Annotated in this window: 12 protein-coding genes; 11 read left to right on the forward strand and 1 reads right to left on the reverse strand. The window is 45.6% G+C overall.

Annotation, left to right across the window (positions count from 1 at the left end):
* The first annotated feature begins 228 nt into the window (after window positions 1-228).
* The 4 genes from BLS69_RS01920 (at window position 229) to BLS69_RS01935 (ending at window position 5,415) form a co-directional block, all read left to right on the forward strand.
* Entirely contained in the window at window positions 229-1,683 is a 1,455-nt protein-coding gene (locus BLS69_RS01920; protein ID WP_091028256.1) for a 4-hydroxyphenylacetate 3-hydroxylase family protein, read from the forward strand.
* Window positions 1,684-1,701: 18 nt separating this feature from the next.
* On the forward strand, window positions 1,702-2,859 hold the full coding sequence (ssuD, locus tag BLS69_RS01925; protein ID WP_091028258.1) for an FMNH2-dependent alkanesulfonate monooxygenase: 1,158 nt from the start codon (window positions 1,702-1,704) through the stop codon (window positions 2,857-2,859).
* Window positions 2,860-3,034: 175 nt separating this feature from the next.
* Window positions 3,035-4,111, forward strand: a complete 1,077-nt coding sequence (sfnG, locus tag BLS69_RS01930; protein ID WP_091028260.1) for a dimethylsulfone monooxygenase SfnG — start codon at window positions 3,035-3,037, stop codon at window positions 4,109-4,111.
* A 98-nt stretch (window positions 4,112-4,209) separates the two neighbouring features.
* Window positions 4,210-5,415, forward strand: a complete 1,206-nt coding sequence (locus tag BLS69_RS01935) for an acyl-CoA dehydrogenase family protein (protein WP_091028262.1) — start codon at window positions 4,210-4,212, stop codon at window positions 5,413-5,415.
* Window positions 5,416-5,506: 91 nt separating this feature from the next.
* Here the strand turns inward: BLS69_RS01935 and BLS69_RS01940 are convergent, their stop codons facing one another.
* Window positions 5,507-6,073, reverse strand: a complete 567-nt coding sequence (locus tag BLS69_RS01940; protein WP_091028266.1) for a DUF421 domain-containing protein — start codon at window positions 6,071-6,073, stop codon at window positions 5,507-5,509.
* A 131-nt stretch (window positions 6,074-6,204) separates the two neighbouring features.
* On the opposite strand from BLS69_RS01940, the gene rnhA reads away from it, so the two are divergent.
* The 7 genes from rnhA (at window position 6,205) to BLS69_RS01975 (ending at window position 18,180) form a co-directional block, all read left to right on the forward strand.
* Window positions 6,205-6,858, forward strand: a complete 654-nt coding sequence (gene rnhA / locus BLS69_RS01945) for a ribonuclease H (protein ID WP_091028269.1) — start codon at window positions 6,205-6,207, stop codon at window positions 6,856-6,858.
* A gap of 332 nt (window positions 6,859-7,190) precedes the next feature.
* Window positions 7,191-8,060, forward strand: coding sequence for an alpha/beta fold hydrolase (locus BLS69_RS01950; RefSeq protein ID WP_091028272.1), 870 nt, complete (start codon window positions 7,191-7,193; stop codon window positions 8,058-8,060).
* A 300-nt stretch (window positions 8,061-8,360) separates the two neighbouring features.
* On the forward strand, window positions 8,361-9,350 hold the full coding sequence (locus BLS69_RS01955) for a serine/threonine protein kinase (RefSeq protein ID WP_091028275.1): 990 nt from the start codon (window positions 8,361-8,363) through the stop codon (window positions 9,348-9,350).
* Between the two features lie 553 nt (window positions 9,351-9,903).
* The gene (locus BLS69_RS32835; protein ID WP_091028277.1) at window positions 9,904-15,612 is read left to right on the forward strand and encodes a S8 family serine peptidase; all 5,709 of its coding nucleotides are present in this window, start codon (window positions 9,904-9,906) and stop codon (window positions 15,610-15,612) included.
* A gap of 182 nt (window positions 15,613-15,794) precedes the next feature.
* Entirely contained in the window at window positions 15,795-17,036 is a 1,242-nt protein-coding gene (locus BLS69_RS01965) for a helix-turn-helix domain-containing protein (RefSeq protein ID WP_091028279.1), read from the forward strand.
* A 132-nt stretch (window positions 17,037-17,168) separates the two neighbouring features.
* The gene (gene imm48 / locus BLS69_RS01970; protein WP_091028283.1) at window positions 17,169-17,609 is read left to right on the forward strand and encodes an Imm48 family immunity protein; all 441 of its coding nucleotides are present in this window, start codon (window positions 17,169-17,171) and stop codon (window positions 17,607-17,609) included.
* 31 nt (window positions 17,610-17,640) lie between these two features.
* Window positions 17,641-18,180, forward strand: a complete 540-nt coding sequence (locus BLS69_RS01975; protein ID WP_091028285.1) for an RNA 2'-phosphotransferase — start codon at window positions 17,641-17,643, stop codon at window positions 18,178-18,180.
* Window positions 18,181-18,213: the final 33 nt, after the last annotated feature.

The following is an 18,213-nucleotide window of genomic DNA, read 5'->3' on the forward strand; positions in this document are numbered from 1 at the left end:
TAGATCCCTATTTCATGCATCCATGGGAATGCGCTTAAGATGCAGGCACCTTCAAATCAAGCCGGATTGTAGTTTATTTTGACGTTGCCCGACAGATCCAGCATTTGTGTTTGTTAACCGTCAAATTTGGACTTATTGATTGTTGCGATTTAATGGATATTAGCTATGATAAACAATAAAACATAGCAAATCAATCGGAAAAATAAAATTTAAGTTAGGGGTGACATTTTGAGGGGAGATACTTTCATATCCAGTCTAGAGGATGGACGACGTGTCTGGCTGGAAGGGCAGCAGGTGAAGAATATTTCCGAACATGCGGCTTTTAAAGGCACACTATCCACCATCAGGCAGCTGTTTAATATGCTGGATGATCCTCTTCAACGGGAGCAAGTGGGCTATGTTCCCGAGGGACAGGAGCGATATGCACACAGCTCATTTCTCATACCGCACACAGCAGCAGAATTGAACAAACGCAGTCAGTCCTTTGCAGTCTGGTCTTCCAGCACCAATGGCATGATGAGCCGGTTATCCGACTACGCTCGTTCCATGGTCACCGGTTGGTATGCTGCCCGGCACGAATTATCCGACCTGGACCCGCAATTTGCGGATAAAATCAGCACCTATTACCATGAGGCCAGAGACCGCGACCTCTTTCTGACAACAGCCATTATTGATCCCCAGATTGATCGTTCCAGCGGACTGGATGACCAGCGGATTGCAGAGCGATTCCTGCATGTGGTGAAGGAAACTTCGGAAGGGATTGTGGTTAGAGGAGCCAAAATGATTGCGACTGGTGCACCGTATACGCATGACTTTCTGATCTTTTCGTTCCTGCAATTTCAGACCCGACATCAGAAACATGCGCATGTCTTGATTGTACCCGCCAATTCACCAGGACTGCATATTGTGTGCAGGGAGTCGTTTGCTGATGCCAGAGAACGCAATCATCCGCTCAGTGCACGATACGATGAGATGGATGCGGTCCTTTTTTTCGATGATGTCCTGATTCCTTGGGAAAGGGTGCTTCTCTACGGCGATTCTGACAAGGTCCTGAAGCTTCGCGGGAACCGTACAGCCAATGGATTGGCCTTCCACCAAAATGTCGTACGCTTTGTCGCCAAGCTGGAATTTGTCACGGGTGTGGCCTTTGCGGTGGCTGAGTCGATTGGCGTAACCGGATTTCTGCATATACAGGAGAAGCTGGGGGAGCTGCTGACACAAATTGATGTAATCAAGGCGCTGATTATTGCAGCGGAGGCCAAAGCCGTGCCTGATGCGGCAGGTGTACTCGTTCCTGATCTGACGTATGTAGAGACGGCGCGAAGTTTGGGAACCAAATATTATCCACGGGCTGTTGAGATACTTCAACAAGTCGGCGCAGGTGGCTTTGTTCAGACCCCTTCCGGAATTGAGGACTTCTACGGTCCGATTTCTGAATTTATGCATTTGTATTTTGAAGGCGCTGCGGTAAGTGCAGAGAAAAAAGTGGAGCTATTCAAGCTGGCTTGGGATCTCATCGGCAGTCCGCTTGGCGCAAGACATCTGTTATATGAAAAATTTTATGCAGGTGATCCGATCCGGGGGCTCGCATCCCACTACATTCGACATGACAAATTGTCGTTAACAGGTCCTGTCTGGAAGCTGATTCAAGAGAACAGCAAGGGCAGAGTAGCCACCATTTGAGCAGGAGGAGAGAGAAAAATGGAATTGTTTTGGTTTATCCCGACACATGGGGATGGAAGATTTCTGGGCACCCGAGAAGGTGCCAGGGCAGTGACCTATCATTATTGCAAGCAGGTTGCGCAAGCTGCAGATGAGCTTGGGTTTGCCGGTGCGCTGCTACCTACGGGAAAATCATGTGAAGACGCCTGGGTCGTTGCTTCCTCGCTGGTGTCGGTAACGGACAAGCTGAAGTTTCTGGTCGCTGCACGTCCGGGTCTGATGCTTCCGACCACGGCGGCACGAATGGCGAGTACACTGGATCGCTTCTCCAAAGGAAGACTTTTGATCAATGTTGTAGCCGGAGGGGATCCGATCGAGCTTGAGGGAGACGGGGTGTTCCTGGATCATGATGAACGTTATGCATTGACGGATGAATTTCTAACCATATGGCGCAAGGAGCTGGCGGGCGAAGAAGTCGATTTTGAGGGCAAATATTTAAAGGTCAACGGTGGATCGGTTCTGTATCCGACCATTCAGAAGCCTTATCCTCCACTTTATTTTGGAGGCTCCTCTGAAGCTGCCATGGAGGTGGCTGCCGAGCATGTAGACGTATACCTGACGTGGGGTGAGCCACCTGACCAGGTAGAGGCCAAGATCAACCGAATGCGAGAGCTTGCTGCCAGAAAGGGAAGAAGTCTGCGCTTCGGCATCCGACTTCATGTAATCGTTCGTCCAACCGAAGAGGAGGCCTGGCAGGCCGCGAATGACCTGATCGCTCATCTGGATGAAGAGACGATTGCTTCTGCCCAGAAGATCTACGCTCGCATGGATTCCGTCGGTCAACAGCGAATGGCCAGACTGCATAATGGGGATCGTTCCAATCTGGAGATCAGCCCAAATCTGTGGGCAGGCATTGGACTGGTCAGAGGGGGTGCCGGTACAGCGCTTGTAGGTGATCCTGACCAGGTTGCAGCGAGAATTAGGGAGTACGAGGCACTAGGAATTGAGACCTTCATTATGTCGGGGTACCCGCATCTGGAAGAAGCCTACCGTACAGCTGAGCTGTTGTTTCCTAAGCTCAATTATGCACAATATGGCGATAATGGCGAGCGCTCGTTTATTAGCCCTTTTGGCGAGATCATCGCCAATAATAACATTCCTGATCATGTGGTAAAAGCGCCTGCGGCTTCCAAATGATAGGGTCTGCTTTTTACGATCTCTCCATTAAAAACATCATACATTCTGGCCGATTAGACGAACTAAAGGCACCTCAAACTTATAGGTTGTAGGTGTCTTTTTTGTTGCATTCCACTCCGGTAGAGAGGGCCTTAGCCCTTGCCTATAAATCATTCCATTGAAGAGGTGATTCAACATGTCCATGCAATTTGCGTATTGGGTTCCTAATGTAAGTGGTGGTCTGGTTATCTCCAGCATCCCGCAAAAAACAGGCTGGTCATTTGAGGATAACGCGAGGTATGCCAAGATCGCAGAAGATGTGGGCTTTGATTATGCGTTATTACAAACCAGATTTATGGCCAGCTACGGGGCTGAAAATCAACTGGAAGCCATTGCTCTTGCCTCCGCACTGGCTGTGGTTACAGATCGCTTGAAACTGATAGCAGCCATATTGCCTGGATTATGGCATCCCGGTCCAGTAGCGAAAGCGATCACGACGATTGATCATATCAGCAAGGGACGAGCTGCCGTAAATATTGTCAGCGGCTGGTTCAAGGGAGAGTTTCATGGATTTGGAGAACCGTGGCTGGACCATAACGAGCGTTATCGTCGCTCGGAAGAGTTCATCCGTGTCATAAAGGAGCTGTGGACGCAAGAAGAAGCCAATCACCAGGGAGACTTTTACCGTATTCATGAAGCGCCACACAAACCCAAACCGGTTGCACTTCCACCTGTGTTCCAGGGAGGGAATTCGGCGGCTGCACGCGACATGGCTGCACGAGTCTCGGATTGGTATTTCATGAACGGGAATAACATCGAAGGCTTCCGTACCCAGATTGAGGATGTGACTGGGCGGGCTGCGTCCTACAACCGCAAGCTGCAATTCGGAGTAAATGCTTTTGTCATCGTGAGGGATACGGAAGAAGAAGCATTGGAAGTACTGCGCCAGATTATTCTGCATGCTGACCCCGAGGCCGTGGAGGGCTTCCGCAGTCAGGTTCAATTTGCAGGCAAAGCTTCACCTGAACAGGAGGGAATGTGGGCGAATTCCAATTTCGACGACCTGGTGCAATATAATGACGGGTTCAAAACCGGTTTGATTGGTACCCCGGAGCAGGTGGCAGACCGCATCATTGCGTTGAAAAAGGTTGGAGTAAATCTCATTCTTACTGGCTTTCTTCATTACGATGAGGATATTCGGGCTTTCGGTGAGAAGGTAATCCCGCTGGTTAGAGAGAAGGAGGCTGCACTAAACCGGGTAGCAACTTCCTGATCAAACGATCGATCTTCAATAGAAGGAATGGATTGGCATATCTGTATCACTGTTATTGAGGGATGTATCCCTATTCTAATCAGAGGAGAGTTGATGCAATGAGTATTCAAGCAAACACCATTCACACCCAGCCAGACTATGAGCAATTGAGAGTTGAAATTCGGGGGATTGTCGACGAAATCATTAAACCACGTGCTGAGCTGATCGACCGTGAGGGCCGTTTCCCGCGTGAGAATCTGTCCGCCCTTGCTGAGGCTGGATGGAATGGGGTGCTGATTCCCGAGCGCTTCGGTGGACGGGGATTGGATCATGTTGCCTTTGCGATTGCGGCAGAAGAAATTGCCAAGGGATGCCCTTCGACTTCACTGGTGTATGTCATGCATGTTGGAGCCGTTCAGACGATAGCTCTCTACGGAGATGAGGATCAGAAGGAGCGCTGGCTGAAGCCGGTACGTAATGGCGCTATTGGTACGTATTCCACAAGTGAGCGTGCTTCGGGAGGTCACTGGTGGTTTAATTTCAGCGAGGCTTCCCGAGACGGCGAGGATTATATTCTGAATGCCGAAAAGTCGTTCACGACAAGCTCGGGACAGGCTGATTTTTATGTGACCCAGACTCGCACGCCAGGAGCACAAACCCCGACAGATGTGAGCTTCTTCCTTGTCGATGGACAATTGGAAGGCATTACGTCCGGCGTGTGGGATGCGCTCGGTGTTCGTGGTAACCATAGCGGACCCATTAAATATGAAGGCGTTCGAATTGCAGCTCAGGATAAGCTTGGAAGCGAGGGGCAGGGTCGCGAAATCCTGGAGAGTGGTGTATCCCCCGTATATTTAATCGGCCTTGGCTCAACTTGGCTTGGAGTTGCCGAGGCTGCGCTTGAGGCTGCATCCGAATATGTGAAGGGCATGGTTCATCGGGATTTTAACAAGCGCTTAGCCGATTACCAGATCATCCGCCAGCAGTTGGCTGAAGTGAAGGTGCTAATCTCCAGCTTGAAGCCTTGGCAGTTATCACTTGCGCGGCAGCTGGACGAACTTCAGGCACAGGGGAAACCGCAAGTTGAGCTGTTCCTGCCGCTGGTTGAATTCAAAATTCATGCTGCCGAAGTCGCGAATAAAGCGACCAAAGCAGCACTGGATGTTACCGGAGGTTATGGTTATAAAAAAGGCGTGTTTGAACGTCTCTTCCGTGACGCGCGTGCAGGCATTGCCATGGGGCCCTCCAACAACATCGCCAGAGAGTGGATTGGCAAGTCTCTGGTCGGTCTGCCGCTGGAGCTGTGGTACGAGGGAGGGGATTAATTCACGCAGAAACTGAAAAAGGAAGCCTGTATATCTTCACCCGAAGATATACAGGCTTCCTTTTTCTTTTGCGGCGAGGGACAGGCAGTAGCTATTCAAGCGTGGAGTCCAGCGGACGAGAGTGTCCATCCTGGATGACCTCCTGGAACAGTCTTTTGGATTCTGTGGGCCACGTACCTTGCTTCAGGAGTGCTTCCAAATCGCCTATGGTTACTGGGCGCGCGTGCCGTTTGAGCACATAACCGAGTTGCCCGTTTGGTTCCATCGTGGCCGTTTCCAGATCGGTAATACTTGTAATCCCTTTTTCCCGCAACTGCATCTCCAATTGGTCCACGGAAAAGCGAATATGTTTCAAATTCGGTAGATTCAACTTCCCATCTTCCACGATAACCTTGGATTTTCCGCTCATCATTGTTTCAAACCAATTAAACTTCAACTGTAATTGTTCAACGATCAGAAGCATGAGGATAAATACCGCCGCTGACCCGATCGCTTTGCCTAACTCATGATTCGCAATTGGCTGCACGATCGTTGTTCCGATCGAGATAATAATGACTGTCGTGGCTACACTCATTTGCGAGATGGATTTACGTCCAGCAATCCGTAGCAGAATCATGCCAATCAGTACAAGCAAGATGGATTTCCATATCCAGTCCATTGGTTGTATTCCTTTCTATACCAAATCATGTGTCGTATTCCTTAGCTTGGACGAACAACTTAACTTTCATTCACCCCTCCCAATCGTTTACAATAGGGTATTGATGAAGTTAAACAAAGGAGCGGGTCAAAGTGGTAAAACAGAAATACTATGTTGTCTGGGAAGGTAAGAAGCCAGGCGTATATAGCACATGGGCAGAATGCAAAGCGCAGACGGATCAGTATACCGGAGCTAAATATAAATCTTATGAGTCTAAAGCGGCCGCAGAAGAAGCGTATCGTGCCGGATGGAAAGGGAACTGGGGTTCAAGTGCCGGCGGAACGTCGAAGACCAAGTCGGCTGGTAGCGGAAGAAGCGCAGGCATGGAAACGTCGGAAGAAGTGGATTATGACAGTATCTCTGTTGATGTGGGGACACGCGGTAACCCCGGACCTGTAGAATACAAAGGGGTAGACACCCGCACCGGTGAGATTATTTTCTCTGTTGGACCGATCTCCAAAGGAACGAACAATCTGGGTGAATTTTTGGCCATTGTACATGCCCTTGCACATCTGAAAAAAGAAGGAAGTACGAAAACGGTGTATACCGACTCGGTCAATGCCATGAAATGGCTAAAGCAGAAAAAAGTAGCCACAACGTTACCAAGAGACAACTCCACGGAAGAAATCTGGCTGATGATCGATCGTGCGGAGCAGTGGCTCCAGACAAATACGTACAGCAATAAAGTGCTAAAATGGCAGACCAAACAGTGGGGCGAAATTAAGGCGGATTACGGCCGGAAGTAAGTATTTATCCGTATCAATTTCATAATACCTGTAGCTACTTCACTCAAGGCTAGATATAGATCAAAGCGGTTTAATTTGTCTATATCTAGTCACAAAAATCCATTTTTAGTGAGTTATAAAATTGATTTAACCAAAGGATGCCTCCTTTATTTTTGGTCTATTAGAATCGTTATTTACAATTTCCAGTTTCCGCTCTATAATCATCTGAATATGATTAGTTAAACATATGGAGGAGCCTGTCATCTGCAGGCCCTCTTTATCTTTTTGGTCCATTGATTAGCAAGTCCATTCACTAGAATGAGTTATTTGAGTATATATTGCAGGAGGCAGACATGAGTTCCATTTATAGAAGTGAAGAAGGCAAGAGCAGCATCCTTGAAGAGTATGAGATTTATTTGAACGAGTTGGGTGAGGAATTTACGCGGGAGTATGTAGAGACGCGTTTTGGAAAGACGCATGTTTTACTGACGGGTCCTCTAGATGGCAAGCCGTTATTTATTCTCCAAGGCGGTAATTGTGTGAATCCGATGACGTTGTCATGGTTCTCTTCTTTATTTAAAGAATACCGGATTATTGCTCCTGATACGATTGGTCATCCTGGTTATAGTGAGGAAGCGAGTATCTCCACACGGTTTGATAGCTTGGCTTTATGGGTGTCGGATCTGCTGGATCACTATGATATTGAAAAGAGTGCATTTATCGGTCCATCGTTTGGAGGAGGCATTATTCTCAGATTGGCTACCTATATTCCGGAACGCATCTCGTGTGCCGTATTGGTTGCTCCTGCTGGTCTTGCGGTCAACTCCAAAATTAAAACAGCTCAGGATATCACGCTGCCGCTCGTCAAGTATCGTATGACGTCTTCACCATCTTCTTTGCAAAAAATTACGGACAACATGTCGTGCAACTGCATGAAAGAAATGGATAAAAACATTATCGGCAAACTTTTTAAATACGTCAGCATAGATCAGGATCTGCCCAAGCTCACGGAGCGGGAAGAACTGATGAATTATACGTCACCGACCTTGTTATTGGTAGGGGAGAAGGATGTCTTTTTCCCTGCGGATAAGTGTATTGAGCGAGCTCAAAAGATTATTACGAATGTAAAAGCCATCAAGTATGATACAGGACATTTCCCTTCACAGGACGTATTGGTTCAGATGAACGAGGAAATCGGGCGTTTTTTACAGAATAATTATTAATAAAAGCTGCAAATGAAGGATGAAAAATGTTTTTCTCCAGTTTAATAAAGTAATTACATCCATCTGTCGATACTCTATATAAGAGAATGCTTTTCTTCTATAGAATAGTGTGGATAGGGATTAGCAGTGGATCGTAGAAGGCTTGATATCATTTATATTTAAATATTTCGCGTGAAGGTGTTTCAAATTGCATCATTTGGTTTATATGTATAGTTGGCGATGAATTGCTTACTGGTTGAACCAAATGATGCATTTACGCGGAAAGTCTTCCGATTGACAAGGTTGAAAAGAGGTCTGGTTATGAGAAAAGACAATTGCAAAATGGCATTGCAACGCAATGTAATTATAAATGATACATATCAAATAAGACAGGTATTAGCCAGCAGTGAGTTGGCTATTGTATATGCAGGGCGAGATCGTAACACAGGTGCCAAGGTAGCCATTAAGGAATTTTTCCCACAGAGACTGGCTGAACGTCAGGCAGACAAGCGAGGGGTGTTCTGCTCTTCGCGAGGATACGGTGGGCAATATCAGGAGTTACTGGCTGCATTTCTGCTCGAAGGTGAATTGTTATCAAAACTGGATCATCCTCATATTGTTTCGTATTTGGATCATTTTGAAGCGAATGATACGGGGTATCTGGTGATGGAATACTGCACGGGAATCACATTGACCGAGTATTTGAATGAACATAATCATGCTCTTGATGCTGCCTTCATAACGGAGACGCTGCTTCCACTGGTGGATACATTGGATTACATACATAAGCAAGGCATTCTTCACCGGGATGTGAAACCTTCCAACATTATGGTTATGGAGGATGGTACACCCAAACTTCTGGACTTTGGCTCAGCTACCCGTTGGCCAATGCAATCCGGAGAGAAACAGGTGATATTTACATCGGCAGGTTATTCTCCGCTGGAGTTTTATTCGGAGAAATCCAGTCAGGGACCGATGTCGGACATCTATAGTTTGGCAGCTCTGCTCCATTATTGGACATGCGGGCAACCCCCTATGGACGTGAAACAGCGGTTGTTCCAGGATGAATTGCCATCTGTTCGCTCACATAATGAGTATGTGAATCCTTGGCTTGCTCGTGTTATTCATTGGGGGTTGACGGTTCGGTCTGAGAAACGCTGTGCCTCTTTAGCATGGGTCAGAAGCTCGCTGCGAGTTCAAGCCTGGGTATGGAAAGTGCGCAAACCAGGTACAGTGGAATGGTCTTTGGCCGAGAATGAACATACGCAGGTCTATGAAGTGGAGTCGAAAAAGCAACATGAGACGGCGTAAGCAGTCATAACCTATGTTCATAAAGTAGAGACGTTTCAATGAAACATAGCCGTTAAATAGGTGTAAACATAAACAAGCCAGTTCTTACCCTCACATATGGGGTGGACTGGCTTGTTTTCTTTTATAGCTTATAGAATACATCATCGTTTACCAATGCCATCCATTCGAGATATACGTTAAAAAAGCTCACATGTCTCGTTCTGTTTAGAACAATAGTGTAAGTTTTTTTCGCGTTTTTTAACAGATATTTAATTGAATCCAATAGAAAAATAACAAAAAAAGTAATTTATTTTTGAAAAAACTCTTCATTTTCGAAAGTGATTTTAGGTCTAAAGAAACTTGTTTATCAAATTCAGTTGTGAATAAAAGAATAGAATCCTGAATTCGTTAAATAAAGTCACTAAATTAGATAATTCGGTCTATTTATATGTAAATTTTTCCGAAGGGTAACAGACTGATTCATCTATTAACATACTCAATTACCCCAATTTACATCCCCTACGCTGCGGAATACGATAAGCCTAATCTGATCGTAAATCGCAGGAGGTATGAAATGAAACGAAAATCAACCCGATGGTTATCCGGTTTAGTAGCAGCAGGAGTCATGTTGTCTTCCATGTTCTCCTTGCCTGCTTACGCAGCACCTTCCTATGGTCCTCTACAGCAGAGTGAAAGCGCTAAGTCCATTCTACAATCACTCACGCCAGAAGAAAGACAAGCTTTGAATCAGCTTCAAGTCATGGATGGTGAAGTGATCGACTCCAAGGTGAATACCAAAAGTAAAGATTTGGTCAAAGTGATCATCCAATTCAATAGCGAACCCGCTGCCGTTGCCTTGAAACGGGCTGGACTAAAAAATGAGAAGTTGTCAGAGCTTACGGCCGCAAGCAGAGTAAAACAAAATCATCAGCAATTCAAGCAGCACATTAAGTCTTTGCAGCAGAAGAGAGGGCTATCTTATGATGCTGCCTCGATCCAAATCACTCAGGAGTATGAAACCGCACTAAATGGTGTTGCGTTAACAGTCCCTGGCGTAGCCGTAGAAGATCTGATGAAATCCGGAGTTGTGAAAAAAGTATGGGCTGACCAGGAAGTGGTACTTGATCTGCCAGAAACAGACACATCAAGTGAATTTGCATCTGCATCCGGAATACAACCTCGAATGGCTGATAGTGTGCCATATCTCGGAATCGACAAACTTCATGAAGAGGGTATCACTGGTAAGGGAATCAAAGTGGGTGTACTGGACACCGGAATTGATTATAATCATCCGGATTTAACAGGGGCGTATAAAGGGTATCGCGCTCATGCGGGTGAGGATCCAAAGCAAGTAGATCCAACGACAGTTAAAGGATGGGACTTTGTTGATAACGATGCAGACCCGATGGAGACGACCTATAAAGATTGGGAGAATTCGGGCTATAAGGAGCAAGGTGTATTAGCAGAAGATTATTATACTTCCCATGGAACACACGTATCGGGAACCATCGCTGGGCAGGCCAAAAATGATGTGGGGCATGCTGTAAAAGGTGTCGCTCCAGACGTAGACTTATATGTGTACCGTGTACTTGGCCCTGGTGGAAGTGGTGAGATGAGTGGCATTATTGCCGGAATTGACAAGGCTATTGAAGATGAACTTGATGTTATCAATCTATCCTTAGGGGCCGCCACGAATGATCCGCTGGATCCTTCTTCAATTGCACTGAATAATGCGATGCTACAAGGCGTGGTGAGTATGGTTGCGGCAGGTAATGATGGACCAAATGAAGGTACGTTAGGTACACCGGGAGCGAGCGCGCTGGCCATTACGATTGGTGCTTCCGATGTTCCGTTAACTCTTCCTACGGCTACTGTGACTCTGGATGTGTATAACAATCCAGGTGCGGGAGAGACAGAGGAAACACCTGTAATTGAAGAAGAACCTATTCGGGGTGAGGAAACATCTGCAGTAGAAGAAGAGGCATCGGCAGAGGAAAAAGAAACACCTATAGTGGATGAAGAAACTCCACCAACAGCAGAAGAACCATCTGCAGCAGATGTAGAAGCATCGGCAACAGAAGAAGAGACACCAGCAGCAGATGTAGAAACTCCACTAGTAGCAGAAGATGAACCTGATGCAGAAGTAGAAGCACCACCAGCAACAGAAGAAACACCTGTAGCAGGAGAAGAAGTGCCAACAAAAGAAGCACCTGCTTCAACGTTTACTGAGGTGTTACCACTGTTTGGTAAAGATTTTGCTGACGATCTGACCACGCTTGAAGGCAAAACCTACGAACTTGTTTATGCAGGGCTTGGTAATGCTTTTGATTTTGAAGGTATTGATGTACAAGGCAAAGTGGCCCTAATCGCTCGGGGAGATATTGCACTCGATGCCAAGATTGTCAACGCAAGAAAAGCAGGGGCGGCAGCAGCAATCATTTATAACAATGTTGAAGGAACAATCCCTAATTATCTGGGTGAAATGAACGGGTATATTCCTACATTCCAAATGATGAGAGAGCTTGGAGAAAAACTAAAAGAGTTGAACGGTGTGACGGTCACCTTTGGCGCAGCAGGCCAAACCGTTACGGAAGGGAATAAACTGGCCGATTTCAGTTCCCGAGGCCCAGCCGCCGTGAATGATGATATTAAACCCGATATCGTTGCACCGGGCGTAGCTGTTTTTTCAACCTATCCTGTATTTGTGAATGATCATACGGGTGAGAATTATAATATTGCCTATGCACGAATTTCGGGTACTTCCATGGCAACCCCGCATATGGCAGGTATTGCTGCACTTATGCTTCAGGCACATGAAGAATATACACCTTTTGATGTGAAGACTGCTCTTATGAATACAGCTGTTGATCTGAACGGGAATTATTCCGTATATGAAGTAGGTGCAGGCCGAGTAGATCCGTACCGGGCAGTCCACACATCTGTATTTGCCAAAGTTCAGGATAAAACGATTCACTTCTCGAATGACGAATCCATCCTTATTGATGAAATTACAGGTTCCATCGTATTTGATAGTGCATATTTGGAAGAAAACGACCAGGGAATCGTATCTGACAGCCGAACAGTTAAGATCGAGAATAAAGGGGACGGTGCCAAAACGTATAACACTTCCATGAAGCTGTTAAACGATATGAACTTAAATGTTCATCTTCCAGAATCCATTACTGTAAGTGGCGGAAGTACGGAAGAGATGACTGTTTCAGTGGATATACCACAGGACACGCCAAGTGGTCGATATGAAGGATATGTATATCTGGATACGGAAAATCCGGTGGATCATATTCAGATCCCATTCTCCATCCGTATTAGCGAAAAGGGTATTAATTCCGTGGAATTGATTCCACCATCCATCACAAACGATACCCCATTCCACCAGTTCCTGAATCGTATTACACTGAGTGCTATTCAATTGGGCAGTCCCATCGATTCTGTGGATGTATTGCTGAAGGATCACGAAACTGGCGAGGAAATCGGGTTTGTAGGTACCTTGAATTCGCAGTCCATGCTTCCGGGAGTGGAATATCTGATCCTGAATGTGTTTAGAGGTTATGCATTTCCAATTGAAAACGGGGAAATCTCCAACGTTGCACGATTTGTCCCTGAGGGCAACTACACACTTGAATTCATCGGGACAGATTCGGACGCCAAGCAGTATTCATCCGAAAGATTGGTAGTTGTGGATAATACAGCCCCCGAGATTGATTTGGGTATTGAGCCTGGTGTACACGAACTCAATGATAGTATGCTGACGGAAAGGGAAGGTGGACAGGGCGTCTGGTATGATGGCACAGCTATCGATTCAACCATCCAAACCTTTGTTGATAATGGGATCACGGCTTATGATCAATCTTCCAATCGTGTCATTTTCTACGAGAATGGCAGTCCCTTCTATTCCGGTGATTTGCCTGTTTCCAAAGAAGGAAATATATCTTTTGGTATTACCAAAGAAGAATATGATAATGGTTACGAACTTCGACTCTTTGGATTGGATGTGGGTACAGCGGCAAATGCCGTTAAGGACCATCGCTATGGGTTTATCTCCGAAGGCAAACCTTATGTGACCAGCAAATATGACAAAGACGAAGTGCGTAAAGGAGATACCATTACCCAGACCATTCAATTGAACAATGTGGAGAAGTTAAACGGTATTTCGTTTATCCTGGAATCAATGTATGACTACAAACAATTTAACCGGATTGAACCAACGCCTGAGCTACAGGCATTACTGGATGACACAGGTGCTGAAGTGAAAATCAGTGAACCTGTAGTGGACCAAAGAGAACTCAGCTTTGAGGCATCCATCTCAGGTGGGTCCTTTGAAGGAATCACAGGGGATCTTGATTTGTTCCATGTTGTCTTTGATGTACCGAAGGATGAATTCTATTTTAAGAAAAGCGACGTACCATTTCTTGAAGTGAAATACACGACAGTTGGCATGAAAGAGAACGAAGAGAAATTGGCATTAACCGCGTTTAACACAGACAGTTATGAAGTGATCTCCAAATCCTCAAGAACATATGGTTTTGTACGTCCGGAAGCTTTTATGGTCGATGGAGAGTATCTGGATTTTGAAAATGACTATTCGGCAATGGGCATTGAAGTTTATGCCGAGACGGCTTCCGGTGAGAAATATGAGGGGACTGTGCAAAATTATGGTGAGTTCCTGATCGATGGGATTCCGGCAACAGGAGAAATGACGACCATCTACACACGAGTTCCGGGTCATTTACCTTCCAGGCTGGCAGTGGTTCTGAGCAAGACGATTGATGGCGAATATTATGGCATCAATCAAATGAATTCGTCCGACTTTACGTATGCAGGAGATATTAATGGGGATGGAGTCATCGATATCTATGACATGGAGCTTGTAACGAAACATTATCATACTTCGGATGAGATCGCCGATATTGACCAGGATGGCTCTGTAGGAGACGCCGAAGTGAATTATATTACAAATAACTTTGGAATGACTGCTAACTATTCTACCAAGAAGCCTGTTTTGCAAATTGGGGACAAAGACTTAGGGTACTTCCTCAATAAAATTCAGGAAATGAATAATGGTGGTTCTGGTAACAATGGGGGTGGTTCTGGAAATAGCGGTGGCGGCGGATCTTCTACGACCCCTGCACCTGTCCCAACACCTGCACCAACCACAGACCCAGATCCAAGCCAAAATCAGGTCATTACAGAAAAAGAATTGAAAGCTGTGACAAACGGTACCGCAAATGTGGATATTACAGTTGGTAAGAAAATTGAGTTGCCTGTTAATGCGGGGGATTTGTTGGGTGCGAATTCACTCACAATTTCTCAGCAAGGTGTATTATCGCTCACCATTCCATCTAGCGTATTGAAAGAACTGCAGACCAAAGGAGGTTCTGGTGCTGCTGGGGGCAAGATCATTTTGGATATATTGAAACAAGATGTGAAAGCACCAGAAACGAAACAAGGTCTTACGTGGACAACCGCAGGTGCTGCTTATGAAGTTGAACTGTATCTCCAGGTTTCCAGTGAGAAATTATCTCTGTCCTCGCTTCCTGAAGATTTTTCACTGACACTCCATTACGACAGAACGTTAAACAGCGATCTGATTGGAATGTATCATGAACATTCATCTGCGGATCAATGGGATTACGCAGGTGGGATCGTAGATGAAGAGAAGGGTACCGTTACTTCCCAATTGTCTGATATGGGCATGTATGCACCGTTCGTTTACGATAAATCCTTCGAAGACGTGGTACCAACGCATTGGGCAAGTAAAGCAATCAAGTCTCTTTCGGCGAAACATGTGCTGACAGGCAAAACAGAGACTGCGTTTGATCCACAAGGTCAAACGACTCGTGCCGAATTCGCTGCTTTAATCGTGAGAACTCTTGGTTTAGAGGTGAAAGGTAACGAATTGCCATTTGGTGATGTGAGTAAGGATGCCTGGTATGCAGACAGCGTTGCTGCTGCATATCAAGCAGGTTTGGTTCAGGGAATAGCGAATGATAAGTTTGCTCCGACCCAATCCATTTCACGTGAAGAAATGGCAGTGCTCATGATGAGAGCATACGAATATCAATCCCAATCAAACGATACCCAGTCGGCTGTTGCCGGTTATACGGATGAAGCAGACATTGCATCTTGGGCAAAAGAAGCTGTGGCGAAAGCTTCCGAGCTTGGTGTAATGAAAGGTTCTACTGGCGGGAAATTCAAACCCCAAAATAGTGCTACTCGTGCCGAAACGGCCCAAACGGTTCACAATTTACTTACGCTGCTGAAATAAGAAGTACAAGGATAAGAGGTTCCTCTAACATTAGAGGGGCCTCTTATTTTATTGTTATTTTACTTAGTTAAGCTCCTGAAATTCTCTTCCCAAGTATGTCAGACTCCAATATATAACTGGCAGAGTCCATATTCGAACCCTATAATTAGGAATAAAATGATGGATTAAAACGAGGTGTAGTGATGATTGAAGGGAAGATTATTAAATTTTACCGGGAGAAAAGTAGACGAACTCAAGGCGAACTGGTGAAAGGGATCTGTTCAGTCACACATCTGAGCAAAATTGAACGGGGAATGACAGAGTATTCACAAGAAATTATGGACATGCTCTGTGATCGACTATGTATTGATATGGCAAGAGAAGTAGCGAGATATCATCAAATGAACGATCTTCTGGATTCATGGCAAGAGGCCATTATTATGCAGAGAACAGCTGAAGCTATTCGTCTCAAAGACAAGTTGGAAGTGGAACCGTTAAAAGGCATACCTGACCTGCGTTTATCCTATGACTTGCTGCAGATCCGATTTTACTTGTTTATGAATAATATCGTTGAAGCCGAGAGACTTATAGCCGAAGTTGAGATTCCTGATGAATCGGAGCATTCATATGAACATTATTTTTATCACCATGTGATGGGGATTTATTATTTCCTTACAGGACATTATCGCAAGTCCATCCAGACGTTAACTTCAATTAATCAGTCTAAATATACGAATCATGAGTACTTCTATCATTTGTCTCTGGCATATCACTCGATATATTCGAATATTACGTCGTACTATTACGCCGAGAAAGCTATCCAGCATTTTCGGAAAACGCTCAATATGGTGCGAATCATTGACACTGAAACCATTATGCTGGTACAGCTCAATTCCCGCGAGTATCATGATTTTCCTGAGACGAAACGCAGATATGAGAATCTGATTCGGATTAGTGATGATTGTGGGCTCCCTGACCGAAAAGCAAAGCTGTTGAACAACCTGGGTTATGAATATAACCGGCGGAGGCAATATGAGGATGCTGCTTACTGGTACAGACGAGCGCTTGATATCATTCCGGAGAAACAACCGTTATACCTGATGGTACTCAATAATTACATAGAATCGAATAGGTTAGGGAACCTCATTCCTGCAAACAAACTGTTGGATATGTCTCTGGAAGCCTTGCGCAATTCTAAACTTGTTTCAGACGCAAGTTATATGGAATTGGAACTCCAGTCTGTCATTTTACAAGGGCAGGAGCAAGCGTATTACGAAATGATAGAAGAGCGAATTCTTCCTTATTATCGTGAACTTGGTTCCCAGTATCTCGCTGAACGTTATGAAGAGATATTGTTTCAGTACTATATGGATCATGGTGAAAAGGACAAGGCGCTCAGGCTCGCCAAAAATCGCTTTGAATCACAAGCGACTTCCCTTATATAAGGGTAATATAAGACTAAGAGAAGTGTCGACGACATATGAGTGGTTTGAAACGAACACCCCAACTCCGATACAATGTTCTCATAGAGTCTGAGAGAATGGATCAAATACGGTGCAGAAATGGAGAAAACCAATATGACTGAATTTATCAACGCTGACGATATTAATGACGTAATTCTGGCTGCGGCAGCAAACGAGCTGGAGCAGATGGTGGACAAAATGTGTGAGCTGATTGGCACGCCTTTGGAACAGATGACAGAACTGGAGCGTCAGGTCATGGCTGCTTTTGGTTTTGGCGCGGTGTATGGCATCACTCATCGGGATCAGCTAGCGGAGCCGCAGGCCCATGCCTTGAGCATTCGGATGCTGATTAAACCTTTTAATTACAGTGAACAGCAGGCGGTTGATTTTGCCGATGATCTGATTCGGGTGGCTTCCGATCGTGAGGTTCATCCGGTGATGAATACCATTATCCAACGTGGGATTGATGGACACCGCCAATTCAATCAGGAAGACGATGAAGGATTGGAACGTAACATTCAGGAGATTTTAACAGCGGTTCAATCGCAAAAATAGACGGTTTTGTTAGATGTGGGGGATGATTGCAATGGATCTGATGAAATTAAGCAAGGAACTCTCATATGCTCTGCGACATGCACCATGGGAGTATGAACTGGAACTGGACGAAGAGGGTTGGGTGGAAATCTCGCAATTGCTGGTGGCTTTACATGAAAGTCCGCAGTGGAAGGAAGTCACGCAAGCCGATCTGGAGCAGATGATTCAAGCCTCGGAGAAAAAGAGACATGAAATCCGTTCTGGCCGCATCCGGGCATTGTATGGACATTCGACACCCCATAAGATATCGAAGTTATCTGCTGAGCCACCGGAAACCCTGTACCATGGGACTCCGGCACGCGCAGTGAATTCTATTATGGAACATGGCTTACAGCCGCGGCAAAGGCAATATGTACATCTGTCCGCAGATATCGATACGGCCAATCAAGTGGGACGAAGACGGGATGATCAGCCTGTTATTTTGAAAATCAATGCTGCTCAAGCGGCCACAGACGGAATCCTGTTTTATCATGGAAACGGAAATATCTGGCTGGCCGATCACATTCCCGCACGTTATATTCTTGAGCAGTGAGCAGTGAGCAGTGAGCAGTGAGCAGTGACTGGT

Origin of the sequence: Paenibacillus sp. CF095 (assembly GCF_900101225.1) — a bacterium.
Classification (GTDB): Bacteria; Bacillota; Bacilli; order Paenibacillales; family Paenibacillaceae; genus Paenibacillus.